This is a genomic window from Thalassospira sp. A40-3 (assembly GCF_015871485.1).
In the GTDB taxonomy this organism is placed as follows: domain Bacteria; phylum Pseudomonadota; class Alphaproteobacteria; order Rhodospirillales; family Thalassospiraceae; genus Thalassospira; species Thalassospira tepidiphila.
In genome coordinates, this window is the sequence record NZ_CP065428.1 from 4,222,659 (window position 1) to 4,235,073 (window position 12,415).

General features: G+C 54.8%; 14 protein-coding genes. 10 read left to right on the top strand and 4 right to left on the bottom strand.

Annotated features, from left to right (window positions below):
- The first annotated feature begins 4 nt into the window (after window positions 1-4).
- Window positions 5-550 carry an MgtC/SapB family protein gene (locus tag IT893_RS19545; RefSeq protein ID WP_008888840.1) on the top strand — a complete coding sequence of 182 codons (546 nt, stop codon included), beginning with the start codon at window positions 5-7 and terminating at the stop codon, window positions 548-550.
- 37 nt (window positions 551-587) lie between these two features.
- On the opposite strand, the gene IT893_RS19550 is transcribed toward IT893_RS19545, so the two are convergent.
- Window positions 588-1,628 (bottom strand): LacI family DNA-binding transcriptional regulator, encoded by a 1,041-nt coding sequence (locus IT893_RS19550; RefSeq protein ID WP_063086132.1) that lies wholly within the window; start codon window positions 1,626-1,628, stop codon window positions 588-590.
- A gap of 50 nt (window positions 1,629-1,678) precedes the next feature.
- Window positions 1,679-3,010 carry a GH1 family beta-glucosidase gene (locus tag IT893_RS19555; RefSeq protein WP_197146367.1) on the bottom strand — a complete coding sequence of 444 codons (1,332 nt, stop codon included), beginning with the start codon at window positions 3,008-3,010 and terminating at the stop codon, window positions 1,679-1,681.
- 240 nt (window positions 3,011-3,250) lie between these two features.
- Here IT893_RS19555 and IT893_RS19560 point away from each other — a divergent pair, with 240 nt between their 5' ends.
- The 4 genes from IT893_RS19560 to IT893_RS19575 all read left to right on the top strand — a co-directional run bounded on the left by IT893_RS19560 (window position 3,251) and on the right by IT893_RS19575 (window position 7,478).
- On the top strand, window positions 3,251-4,495 hold the full coding sequence (locus IT893_RS19560) for an ABC transporter substrate-binding protein (RefSeq protein ID WP_197146368.1): 1,245 nt from the start codon (window positions 3,251-3,253) through the stop codon (window positions 4,493-4,495).
- A gap of 90 nt (window positions 4,496-4,585) precedes the next feature.
- Complete coding sequence (locus tag IT893_RS19565) at window positions 4,586-5,536, top strand: carbohydrate ABC transporter permease (protein WP_008888844.1); 951 nt, start codon at window positions 4,586-4,588, stop codon at window positions 5,534-5,536.
- A 2-nt stretch (window positions 5,537-5,538) separates the two neighbouring features.
- A complete protein-coding gene (locus tag IT893_RS19570; RefSeq protein WP_063086125.1) occupies window positions 5,539-6,393 on the top strand; it encodes a carbohydrate ABC transporter permease in 855 nt (284 codons plus the stop codon).
- Between the two features lie 5 nt (window positions 6,394-6,398).
- Window positions 6,399-7,478, top strand: coding sequence for an ABC transporter ATP-binding protein (locus tag IT893_RS19575; RefSeq protein ID WP_064787978.1), 1,080 nt, complete (start codon window positions 6,399-6,401; stop codon window positions 7,476-7,478).
- Window positions 7,479-7,541: 63 nt separating this feature from the next.
- Here the strand turns inward: IT893_RS19575 and ddpX are convergent, their stop codons facing one another.
- Window positions 7,542-8,102: a D-alanyl-D-alanine dipeptidase gene (gene ddpX, locus IT893_RS19580; RefSeq protein ID WP_197146369.1), complete on the bottom strand. Its 561-nt coding sequence runs from the start codon at window positions 8,100-8,102 to the stop codon at window positions 7,542-7,544.
- Window positions 8,103-8,121: 19 nt separating this feature from the next.
- Here ddpX and tsaB point away from each other — a divergent pair, with 19 nt between their 5' ends.
- Window positions 8,122-8,922, top strand: a complete 801-nt coding sequence (tsaB, locus tag IT893_RS19585) for a tRNA (adenosine(37)-N6)-threonylcarbamoyltransferase complex dimerization subunit type 1 TsaB (protein ID WP_063086118.1) — start codon at window positions 8,122-8,124, stop codon at window positions 8,920-8,922.
- Window positions 8,919-9,437 (top strand): ribosomal protein S18-alanine N-acetyltransferase, encoded by a 519-nt coding sequence (rimI, locus tag IT893_RS19590; protein WP_197146370.1) that lies wholly within the window; start codon window positions 8,919-8,921, stop codon window positions 9,435-9,437. Before tsaB ends, rimI begins: the two co-directional genes overlap by 4 nt.
- A gap of 166 nt (window positions 9,438-9,603) precedes the next feature.
- Here the strand turns inward: rimI and IT893_RS19595 are convergent, their stop codons facing one another.
- Window positions 9,604-9,852: a sulfurtransferase TusA family protein gene (locus tag IT893_RS19595; protein WP_120223826.1), complete on the bottom strand. Its 249-nt coding sequence runs from the start codon at window positions 9,850-9,852 to the stop codon at window positions 9,604-9,606.
- Between the two features lie 253 nt (window positions 9,853-10,105).
- Here IT893_RS19595 and IT893_RS19600 point away from each other — a divergent pair, with 253 nt between their 5' ends.
- The 3 genes from IT893_RS19600 to IT893_RS19610 all read left to right on the top strand — a co-directional run bounded on the left by IT893_RS19600 (window position 10,106) and on the right by IT893_RS19610 (window position 12,387).
- Complete coding sequence (locus tag IT893_RS19600; protein ID WP_063086109.1) at window positions 10,106-10,528, top strand: Fur family transcriptional regulator; 423 nt, start codon at window positions 10,106-10,108, stop codon at window positions 10,526-10,528.
- Window positions 10,529-10,690: 162 nt separating this feature from the next.
- A complete protein-coding gene (locus IT893_RS19605) occupies window positions 10,691-11,485 on the top strand; it encodes a GNAT family N-acetyltransferase (protein WP_197146371.1) in 795 nt (264 codons plus the stop codon).
- Entirely contained in the window at window positions 11,482-12,387 is a 906-nt protein-coding gene (locus IT893_RS19610) for a 1-acyl-sn-glycerol-3-phosphate acyltransferase (RefSeq protein WP_197146372.1), read from the top strand. Before IT893_RS19605 ends, IT893_RS19610 begins: the two co-directional genes overlap by 4 nt.
- The last annotated feature ends 28 nt before the right edge of the window (window positions 12,388-12,415 follow it).

The window sequence follows — 12,415 nt, forward strand, 5'->3', positions numbered from 1 at the left end:
TTGAATGGCAAGGGTTTATCGCATGCTGACCGACCTTCCCTATTTCGCCACGGCGGAAAAATACTTCGATATTGGCGTGATCGATATGATTGCGCGTCTGGTGGCGGCAACAGTCATCGGCATGCTGATCGGGTTGAACCGTGATGTGAATGGCAAGCCAACCGGCATGCGTACGCTTGCCCTTGTGTCACTTGGTGCGGCGGTGGTGTCGGTCGTGGCGGTCCATTTTCAGGATCTGATTGATCATCCCGATGCGCTTTCACGTGTGGTTCAGGGGATTTTGCAAGGTGTTCTGACCGGGATTGGTTTCATTGGTGCCGGTGTTATTTTGCGCGAGCCAAAAAACATGTCGGTCACGGGGCTTACCACTGCTGCGACCGTCTGGATGACGGCGGCGCTTGGCATCGCCTGTGCGCTTGCGGCCTGGCATATCGTGATTATTGCAACCGTCTTGACCTTTATTATCCTGGTCGCGCTGAAACCGGTCGAGCTCATGCTGGTGCGCTGGGTCGGTAATTCAGAGGCCGCCAAGGACGCCAAGGAGAGCTAGCGGGCAGTTGGGGTAATCCGCCTTGGCGGGTTTGCGCTTAAAAATCCTCGCCCTCGCGAAAAGCGGCAAGGTCGTCAATGCGGTGATAGGGCAGAAGCGTCTGAAGATTTTCGGGCGGTGTGCCGTTCATCAGGTCATGCAGGTGGCGGGCAAGAACTTCGCCGACATGGCGCTGCGGTTGGTAGTAATAGGCAAGTTTTTGTTTCGAAAGCATGCGAAACGGCATGCCGCCAAAACCGACAACACCAATCCCGTCGCGGATGGTGTCCATGCCAAGTTCCATCAATGCCTCAAGCGCGCCGATCATGGTCATCTGACTTGCGCAGACGACAGCCGTGACATCGCGCTGATTGGCAAAAAGCCGTGTTGTTGATTCGCGTGCGGCCCGTACGGAAATTTCCGACGGCATCCAGATCAGGCTATCGGGATCAAGGCCGGCATCAACCATGGCCCGGCGGGCCCCCTGTTTGCGATATCCGAAAAAGGTCAGGGCTTCGGGCGGGTCGATCATGCCGATATTGCGGTGACCATCATCAAGCAACCGTTTTACCGCGTCATAGGCAGCCTGTTCGTCATCGTGGTCGACAAAGGCATGCGGGGTCAGAAGTTCTGTACGGCCAAAGCTGACAAATGGAAAGTCATGTTGCAGACAGTATTTCGCGCGACTGTCTTGCAAGGTTGTGCGTGAAAACACCACGGCATCGGCAAGGCGTTGGGTATGAACCTTGCGCACCGGATCAAGCGGATCTTCGCCGCGGGTCTGGGCCAGCACCAACAGGGAATAGTTATCGGCTTCAAGACCCTGGGTCAGGCTTTCAACCTGTGCCAGAAATCCCGGGTCGCCGTAATCACCGACTTCGGGGGAATAAAGAATGGAACAGACCTGCATGGTTTTGCCGGTTCGAAGCATGACACCACGGGCATCTGGCTGATAACCGATTTCTGCTGCGGCTGCCTTTACGCGGGCGACGGTGTCGGGTTTGACTTCCGGCCCGTCTTTAAGCGCACGCGATACCGTCGTGATCGATAGACCAAGGCGATCGGCAATCGTACGCAAATTGGGGCGAGCAGCAGGCATATACAGGTCCGTTCCATTCAAATTTCGGACAATCTAAGCGCCCGGTTGGCCTAAGGCAATGCGTTCTGTGAAATCACCTTGCGCATGAAATCATAGGATGCCTTGGGGGTACGCTTCTGGGTGGTGTAGTCAACATGCACCAGACCGAAACGCTTTTCATAGCCATATGCCCACTCGAAATTATCCAGAAGCGACCAGGGCATGTAGCCCCGAATGTCGGCACCCTCGGACTTCGCGCGAAGCAGGGCTTCGAGATATTCGGTGTAATAGGCGATGCGGTCCTGATCATCGATCTGGCCGTTTGCCTTAGGGATATCGGTAAAGGCGCCACCGTTTTCGGTAATGAAAACAGGCGGGTTACCGTAATCATCCTGAAGGATCTTCATGGTCTGATAGAAGCAATCCCCGTCAATCGCCCAGCCCATTTCGGTGCGGCGGAAATAGTTTGGCGGCTGGGCATGTTTGAACGGCCATGCAGCCCCTTCGGCGGCCTGAATGTAGCTTGGGAAATACTGGTTTAGCCCCTGGAAATCGACCTTGGTCTTGATGGCTTCAAGGTCGCCATCCTGAATATGGGGCTCCATCCGGTCGATAATCAGTTCCGGATAGCGGCCGTAATATACGGGGTCCAAGAAGATGCCGTTCCATTTGGCTTCGAACAGATCAATCAGATGCGCATCCTGTTCACGACGGTGCGGAAGCGTATAGCCCTTGTGCATCGGCAACACGAAACCGACCGGCACATCCGGATAATGGTTCTTGATCACCCGGGTTGCACGCGCATGACACAGGTTAAGGTGGTGGGCAACGCGCATTGCGGCACGCGGATCGGTAATCCCCGGCGCATGGCGGCCTTCTTCGTGGCCGACCCAGGCAACGACATTCGGCTCGTTGAAGGTGACCCATGATTTCACCCGGTCGCCAAGTCGGGTGACCAGAAGTTCGGTATAGTCGCCAAACCAGTCAACGATGTCACGGTTGGTCCAGCCACCACGATCCTGAAGCGCCTGCGGCAGATCCCAGTGATAAAGGCACAGCCAAGGATCCAGCCCACGTTCAAGCATGCCGTCAATCAGGCGACTGTAAAAATCAATGCCGGTTTCGTTGACTTTGCCGGTGCCTTCGGGCATCACGCGCGGCCACATCACCGAAAACCGGTAATGGGTTGCGCCCAATCCTTTGATCAGATCAAGGTCTTCGGCCCAGCGATGGTAATGGTCGCACGCGACACTGCCATCATCGCCATTGGCAACGCGGCCCGGTGTTGCGCAATACGTGTCCCAGATGCTGGCACCGCGTCCGTCATCTTTTGTGCCGCCTTCGATCTGATAACTTGATGTCGAGACTCCCCAGCGGAAACCGTCAGGAAATGATTTGGTCATGTTCGCTTCCTTGCCCTAGCTTTGGATGTCTTTTATTGAACGCATCCAAAATCGTAACGTTTCGAAAAGCACAGCAAAAAAGCTTCCGTACTTTTATCTGGACCTATTATGGTAAGGTTTTCGTGATTGACAAGGGTGAATAAAGCGCTTATCAAAAAAATCGTAACGTTACGATTTTCCGGTCATATCACTTAATAAGAAACCGGGCGTGATCGTGTCCATTAGGGAGGAACATCCGTTATGATGAAATTTTCAAAGATTGCCGCAAGCGTGGCATTTCTGAGCGTCGGTGTATCTGCCGGTGCACTTCATGCCCAGACTGCCGAAGTCCTGCACTGGTGGACTTCGGGAAGTGAACAGGCGGCCCTTGGCGAAATCCGCAAGGCGTTCGAGGCCAAAGGCGGCACCTGGGTCGATACCCCGATTGCCGGTGGCGGCAACGCACGTGCCGCGGCCGTGAACCGTATGCTGGGTGGTGACCCGGCCGCCGTATTCCAGTTTTCCATTGGTCAGCAACTTCGTGAACTGGCTGATCAGGGGCTTCTGGCCAATGTCGGCGACGTTGCCACGGCAGAAAACTGGGATGAAAAGCTGCCGCCGCTGATTGTCAAAGCCGCGAAATATGATGGCAACTACATTGCCGCACCGATCAACATCCATGGCGAAAACTGGATGTTCTATAACACGGCGGTTCTTGAAGAGGCCGGGATCGAGGTTCCGAAAACCTGGGATGATTTCATTGCTGCGGCAGAAAAGCTCAAGGCCGCCGGTGTGATTCCGATTGGCCTTGGTGGTCAGCCCTGGCAGGAACGCATCATGTTCAACAGCGTCCTTTTGGGTGTTGCCGGTCGTGAGTTTTATGCCGAGCTTTACAGCACGCTTGATGATGACCTTCTGAAATCTGACACCATGCGCAAGGTGTTTGAAACCTTTGCCGCGCTCAAGCCGTTTGTCGACGAAGCAAGCCCGGGCCGTAACTGGAACGAAGCGACCAACATGGTCGCCAAGGGCGAAGCCGCCTTCCAGTTCATGGGTGACTGGGCCAAGGGTGAAATCATCGCAGCCGGGATTGAGCCCGGCACGACAGTCGGATGTGCCTTCGCCCCGGCGATTGATACCGCCTATATCATGACTGTGGATGCCTTTGCCTTCTCGGCCATGGATGGTGAAGACGCAACGCCTGCACAGACCTTGATGGCGCAGGTGATGCTTGAGCCGGACGTCCAGATTGCCTTTAACAAGAAAAAGGGATCAATCCCTGCCCGTCTTGATGTGCCTGCTGACAGTTTTGATGTCTGTGCCCAAACCGCCATCAAAACCCTTCAGGACAAGAAAACCCATCTTGTCAGCACCGGTTTGTTTGGTGTGCCAAGTGCGGTTTCGGGTGCGATTGATGACACCATCTCCAATTTCTGGAACAGTGCAGATATGAGCCCCGAAGAGGGTCAGGCACAATTCCAGCAAGCGATTTCCTACGCAAAATAACGATTTTGCGAGTTCTGGAGATTGCGGAAAAGCGCCGCTGAAACCATGAATATGGGTGCAGCGGCGCCTCCATAAATAGGCGAGAATGTCATGGCCGAACCGGCACCGGACGTGTTGCAGCGTTCCGAAGATCGAAAATTCACACTCAAGTCTGGAAAAAAGCGTTGGCGGCCGCAATGGAGTGCGGGGATGGCGCTTATCCCGGCGATGACAATCACGATTGTCTGCTTTTACGGGTTCATCATCTGGACTTTCGTCATTTCATTGACCCGTTCACGGCTTTTACCCGTCTATAAATTCACCGGTTTTGAGCAGTATGTCCGGCTGTTTGCCAATGAACGCTGGTGGACGGCGATGCAGAACCTGGCGATTCACGGGTTCCTGTTTATCGGCGGCTGCGTTGTTTTTGGCTATTTTCTGGCGATTCTGATTGATCGTGGTGTCAAGGCAGAGGGGATGTTTCGAACGCTCTTTATGTTGCCGCTTTCGATGTCGTTCATTGTCACCGGTGTGATTTGGCAATGGGTGATGAATCCGGGGCTTGGCCTGCAAGAGGCCGTGCGCGCCCTTGGCTGGACTGGGTTTGAATTCAACTGGATCGTACGCCCCGACAGATCGATTTATACGCTGGCGATTGCCGGCATCTGGCAACAGGTCGGGCTGTGCATGGCGCTGTTTCTCGCCGGTCTTCGCAACATTGATCCCAATATCTGGAAAGCATCGCGCGTCGATGGCATTCCGGTATGGCGGGTTTATTTGCACATCATTACACCAATGATGCGCACCGTTTTCTTCACGGTCTTTATTCTGATGAGTGCGATTGTGATGAAGGCGTTTGACCTGGTCGTCGCCCTTACCGGTGGTGGACCGGGCTTCTCATCGGATCTGCCAGCCCGGTTTGTTGTCGATCATATCCTCAACCGTCAGGAACTTGGTCTGGGGGCTGCCGGTGCGTTTGTCTTGCTGTGCACCGTGATTGCCGTGATTTCCCCTTATATCTATTTCGAGCTCAAAAAAGAGCGCGGCGGGCGGGGGCATTGATCATGCGATATAATCGATGGGCCCTTTACGGATTGCTTTGCCTGGCGGCCATTATGATCATGGCCCCTGTTTTCATCATGATTTCGACATCACTGAAATCAATGGATGAAATCAGGAATGGCAGCATCTTTACCCTGCCAGCCGACCCAAGCTTTGCCGCATGGAGCAAAGCCTGGTTTGGTGACTGCACCCAGACACTTGGCGAAAAATGCGGTGGGTTGTCATCTTCGTTCATGACCTCGGTACAGATCGTCATTCCGGCCTTGTTCCTGTCGGTCGGGCTTGGGGCGGTGACGGGCTATTCGCTGGCGGTGTGGAAGATGAAGGGGGCGAATGTGATGTTTGCAGCCCTTCTGGTGGGCATGTTCATTCCCCCGCAAGTAACGCTTTATCCCCTGATCATCATGATCCGGGAACTGGGCATCTTCGGATCCATTCCGGGTCTTATTCTGGTGCATGTCATCTGGGGTGTCGCATTTACCACGATGATGTTCAGAAACTTTTTCAAAACCGTTCCGCAGGATCTTTTAAAGGCGGCCCGCATTGACGGGGCCGGGTTCTGGCGATTGTTCTGGCATGTGATGTTGCCATTGTCGCTGCCGATCCTGGGTGTCGCGATGATTTTGCAGTTCACCTACATCTGGAACGACTTCCTGTTGGGGCTGACATTTGGCGGGCGATCTGGCCAGCCGATGACGGTGGCACTGAACAACCTTGTCGGATCCCAGTTCGGCGAGAAGGAATACAATGTTGATATGGCTGCAACCATGCTGACGGCCTTGCCCACACTGGCGGTTTATCTGCTGTCCGGGCGGTTGTTTGTGCGCGGCATTGCCGCAGGTGCAGTGAAAGGATAACGGGAATGAATGGCGTCGAACTGCGCAATGTGACCAAGGCCTATGCCGGGATCACGGTGATGGAAAACATCAATCTGGAAATTGCCGACGGGGATTTTCTGGTGCTATTGGGGCCATCGGGGTGCGGCAAATCAACATTGCTGAACATGATTGCCGGTCTGGAACCTGTGACGGGGGGCGCGATTGATATTAACGGGCGCGATGTAACAGCACTTGAGCCTGACGAACGCGATATCGCGATGGTGTTTCAATCCTACGCCCTCTATCCAACGATGTCGGTGCGCAAGAATATCGGCTTTGGCCTTAAGATGGCGGGCATGCCTAAGCCCGAGATCGAAGAACGGGTGAACGAAGTGGCCGAACTTTTGCAAATCACGCCGCTTCTGGATCGCAAGCCATCGCAGCTTTCGGGCGGGCAGCAGCAACGTGTTGCCATTGGCCGTGCGCTGGTGCGCGAGCCCGCGGTCTTCCTGTTTGACGAGCCACTCTCGAACCTTGATGCCAAACTGCGCGCTGATATGAGGATCGAGCTTAAGCGTCTGCATGAACGTCTTGGCCGCACGATTGTCTATGTCACCCACGATCAGATCGAGGCAATGACACTGGCCACCAAGGTTGTCGTGCTTGATCGTGGCAGCATCCAGCAGGCCGACACACCGGAAAATGTATATCGTCGGCCGGCAAACCGGTTTGTCGCAAGCTTCGTCGGGGCGCCGACGATGAATTTCGTCGACGGCACCCTTGTTCGCGATGGTGATCAGGTCTTTTTCGACACTGGTAACGGGAAATTGCCGCTGGTTGATGTTCCCGCCGAGGCCAGCGATCTGGTCGGGCGTTCGATGACGCTGGGCGCACGTCCGGAACATTTGATGTTTGATGATGCCGGAATTTCGGCGCGCGTCGTATTGGCAGAGCCGACCGGCCCCGATCAGTATGTTCGACTTGCGGTCGCCGGTGCGGAAATGACCGCCCGAAGCGGGCCGGAACAGGCCTTCAAGTCGGGATCAGACATCGGGGTCGTGATTGATGGTGCGCGGATGTCGTTGTTTGATGTGGAAAACGGCAAGGCGCTTTTGCACGGCTGAGTTTGTGCATTTGCGGGCCTTGGATTTGAAAAATGGCGGTGCATTGCGGCACCGCCATTTTGTTTATTTGACCATCATTGGTTCGGGCAGCGAACTGTCGGAAAACAGCGGATAGCGCGCCCGTGCATTGGGCAACTGATAGTGCCACCATTCGTGATCGTAATATTCGAAGCCTGCGCTGACCATGATGCCGAGCAGCAGGAAGCGGTTGGTTTCGGCCTCTTTGGAGATCAAATCAGAGCCATGATAGGACCGGATATGCATTTCATCAAACCCTGCCCCCATATCCAGTTCCTTGCCGTTTTGATCAATCAGCGTTAGATCAATGGCCACACCACGACCGTGTGGCGATCCGAAATCCGGATTGGCGACGAAATCGGGGTTGGGTGAATGGTTCCAAAGGGCCCGTTGGGCTTCCTGGGGACGAAACGCATCAAGAATGCGCAATTTCACCCCCTGACGACGCGCCATGGCGGCGGCCTTTTTCAAACAGGCAGCGGCATCCGCGTGAAGATAGCAGGCAGGTCGTGTATAAATCGGTGCCCCGGTGAAATTGCGATCCGTGGCATAGACGATATCAATTTCGACATCATATTCGTAAGGCGTAATTTCGACCAGCGCCATCGCCGGAGGCTCCCTGTTCTTGTCGTTCACCGATTACATAAAGAAGATGCTGACTGGACAGTCGCGCATATCAGATGGCGCCGACCATAGCGCATCGGACGCCGCAAAGACAAAGGCGGAAAAGTCCGGTCCGACAATTTTGGCGATTGATACGGCATCAACGTCGCTGTCGACGGCCGTCTTGATAAATGGCGAGGTCAAAGGCGAACTTTATGAAGATATGGAACGCGGTCAGGCAGAGCACCTGATGGGTTTCATTGCCAAGACGCTTGAGACCGCGAAAGTCGACCTTGCCGATCTTGACGGGATTGCGGTGACGGTTGGTCCGGGGGCCTTTACCGGCATGCGGATCGGCCTTTCGACGGCGCGTGCGCTTGGTCTGGCGCGCAAGATCCCGGTGGTTGGCGTCAGTTCGCTCGAAGCCGTCGCCTATGGCGTGACCGAGCGTGATCATCAGGGCCGCAATATTCTGGTTGCCCTTGATAGCAAACGAAACGAGATCTTTGCCCAAGCTTTTGATGGCAAAAAACGCCCGCTTAGCAATGCTGAATGTGTCGCCCCGCGTCAGGCCCTGATGATGGCCCCGCCCGGTGATACCTTGCTTGCCGGGGATGCCACCCCGCGCCTTTTGACCGCAGCCGCCCATGCGCCGGACGCCTTTTATGATTGCACGGCACCCGGCCTTCCGCGGGCGGGCAATGTGGCAAGGATCGCGGCCGCGCGTTGGGAAACCGGTGAAAACCTGGCGCCGGTGCCGCTTTACCTGCGCGCGCCCGATGCAAGACGCATCGAAGATCAGGGACCGCAGAAAAAGAAATGAGCCCGGCCAAATCCAACGATGGCAGTTCTGGTTATGACGCCTCGCAGATTGTGCTGGTGCCCTTGACGGCGGCCTTTGCGACGGTGGCAAGTGCGCTACATGCAGAGGGATTTGATGATGCCTGGAATGAGGATGCAATTATCCGGTTGCTTGATGTGCCCGGTGCGTTTGGCATTTTGGCTTATCGACCCGGTGATCAGGCCAAAAATGCAAAGGATCAGCCACTTGGCTTTGTTCTGATGCAGACTGTGCTCGATGAGGCGGAGATCAATACCATCACGGTTGCCCCGGATGCCCGGCGCATGGGGGTGGGACGGGCATTGCTTGATGCGGTCAAGGATCGCCTCGTGGCGGCAGGTGTTACCCGTATTTTGCTGGAAGTGGCAGTCGATAATGATGGCGCGATTGCGCTTTATCGTCAGAACGGCTTTGCCGAAATTGGGCGTCGCAAGGGCTACTATGCCCGGCCCGATGGCCGAAAAGTTGATGCCTTGGTCCTCGAACGACTGATCTAGATAATTTTTTCGATGTCGGTGACCTTTTCGATCCATGGCAGGAATTTTTGTTTGCCAATAGGGTGTTAGGCAATCTGGAACAATTTTAATCGATTATACCCACATAATGAGTGTGGTTTTGAGCGCCAACCTGTTGTAGTGTAAGCCTGCATCGGAACTGGCGGTTTTATGATCCCTTGCGGATTATGAGTCGGTAGGTTCCCGGTGTATCAGTGATTTCGGCCAGTTCGACGACTTCGTCGCCCATCTCGGTTACCGAGCGCGGAACGTTTTTCAACGGTTCACCAGCGCCGAGGGTAACCTCCAGAACCTGACCAGGTGTCATGGTTTCGAGTTTGAGGCGGGTGCGCACAAATGTCATCGGGCAGACGTCATCTGTGATGTCTATTTTATGGTCGGGGGTTGCGGTGGCCATGTTGGTCTCCTGCCTTGATGCGTAACTTTGAAGTAGCGCCCTTCATCGCAGGTAGCAAGTGGCCAGAAGAATGCCGATATGATTGTGATTGCAGGGTGTTAGTACCGGCGATCTACAGGAAGCGGAATTTATCGCGAATTCAACCTTGCGATATGTGGCGGATTTTTCAATATTGAGCCACAAGAGATCGACGCCAGAGACACGTCTCGGCTGGGGACAGGTGGAACCGGAAACGGAAACGAGAAACAAGACAATGCTTGCAGAATCAACTATCGAGCAGAAATGCATCGACGCGGGCCTGAAAATGACGGGCCAACGCCGGGTGATTGCCCGTGTGCTCTCTGAGTCCGAAGACCACCCGGACGTTGAACTGGTTTATCGTCGGGCGACCGACATTGATCCGAAGATTTCGATTGCGACCGTATATCGTACCGTGCGCCTGTTCGAAGAGGCGGACATCCTTGAGAAACACGATTTCGGCGATGGCCGTGCGCGTTACGAGGAACTGACCGAAGAACATCACGATCACCTGATCGACATGCGTTCGGGCGAGGTGATCGAGTTTTCGAACGAAAAAATCGAAAACCTTCAGGAAGAGATCGCCAAGGAACTGGGCTTCCGTCTGGTGGGGCATCGTCTTGAGCTTTACGGTGTTCCTTTGAAAGACGGCAAGTAATTCCAGCGTTCAATCGCGCACTGAACTTACAGTTTTCAAGGCCACTTGCTGAAACAGGCAAGTGGCCTTCATAATTTTGTTACCTGTTCTTCACAAAGCCTTCACTCGCTCTTCACGCCGTTCTTGCGCAAAATCCGTGCAGTTGAACGAAAGGGTGTTGTCATGCGTGACGAAAAACAGCTTCAGCGGCTTGAGGTTCGCCTTGCCGAGAATGAAAACGAAATTCTCGCCAGCCAGAAGCTTCGCTACAAAGTGTTCTATGAAGAACGCGGCGCCAAACCGACCGAGGAAATGGCAGCCGAAAAGCGCGACTTCGATCACTATGATCCGCTCTGCGATCATCTGCTTGTTCTTGATCACAATCGCGGTGCCGGTGCAGATGCGGTTGTTGGCACCTATCGCCTGCTGCGCCAGTCAGTAGCCAACGAGCATGGCGGCTTTTACAGTGCTGATGAATACCATATCGAAAGCATGCTTAATGCGGTGAAAGATACCGGCGAGATCATGGAGCTGGGTCGATCCTGTGTCGAAGCCGAATACCGCACCATGCCGACCTTGCAGCTTTTGTGGCAGGGGATCGCGGCCTATGTTTTCAAATACGACATCAAACTGATGTTTGGTTGCGCATCCTTCCATGGCACCGATCCGGATGCCTTCAAGGATGTTCTGACCTATCTGCATCACAATCACCTTGCCCCCGAAGACATGCGTCCGCGTGCGATTGCTGATCGTTACGAGCCAATGATGCGTGCCGAGATTGATGGCATTGATCAGCGCCAAGCACTTCGTGATCTGCCGCCGCTGATCAAGGGCTATCTGCGTCTGGGTGGTTTTGTCGGTGACGGGGCAGTGATCGACCATCAGTTCAACACCACCGACATTTGCATCGTGTTGCCGACCGAAAAGGTAACCGATCGCTATTACAAGCATTACGAACGCACCGCGAGGGTATCGTGAACTGCCATGTGTGCGCTGCCATCCGCCTGATGGCTTATGTGCTTTTGACACTGGTTTTGTTGCCGGTGCAAATGGTGGCAATTGCCGCACGATTGAAGCTGGCTGAAGAATTGCCGCGTTTCTATCACGCCCTTTGCCTGCGCATCCTGCATATCGAAGTCCGGGTTTCGGGTGTTGATATGATGGACGGGCCGGGTGTGATCGTTGCCAACCACGCATCCTATCTTGATATCCCGGTGCTGGGCGCTTTGACCCGTGGCAGCTTTATCGCCAAGACCGAAGTCGCCGATTGGCCGGTGTTTGGTTTGCTTGCCAAACTTTCACGCACCACCTTTATCGAACGCCGTGCGGCGCGATCCCGTGAACAGAACGATCAACTAAGTCAGCGTCTGGGCAATGGTGACAAGCTGATCCTGTTCCCGGAAGGGACAAGCAACGACGGCAACCGTGTGTTGCCATTTAAGTCGACCCTGTTTGCCGCGGCAGAGCGGGTGATGCCGGATGGGTCGCCGGTCAAATTCCAGCCGATTTCGATTGCCGCCACCCGTCTTGACGGTGCGCCGATCGGTCGCGATTTGCGGGCATTTTATTCCTGGTACGGGGATATGGACTTGGCCCCGCATTTGTGGCAGTTTCTCGCGCTCGGCAAGGTGACGGTTGAGATTGTTGTCCATCCGCCTGTGACGCTGGCAGATGCAGCCGGATCACGCAAGGAACTTGCCCGGATGTGTGAAGCCCGTGTTGCCCAGGGACATCAGGCAGCGTTGCGAGGCCTGCATCAGGGTGTGCCGGTTCAGTTGATTGACAGCGATCTGTCGGGCGAGCTGATCGGTTTTTCGCCGCTTGCGATCATTTCGGAAGATTTTCGACTGTTTGGTCCGGATCGACAGTTCGGCTCCTGACCGTTTTGCCGTATAATGCCCCGGTTGA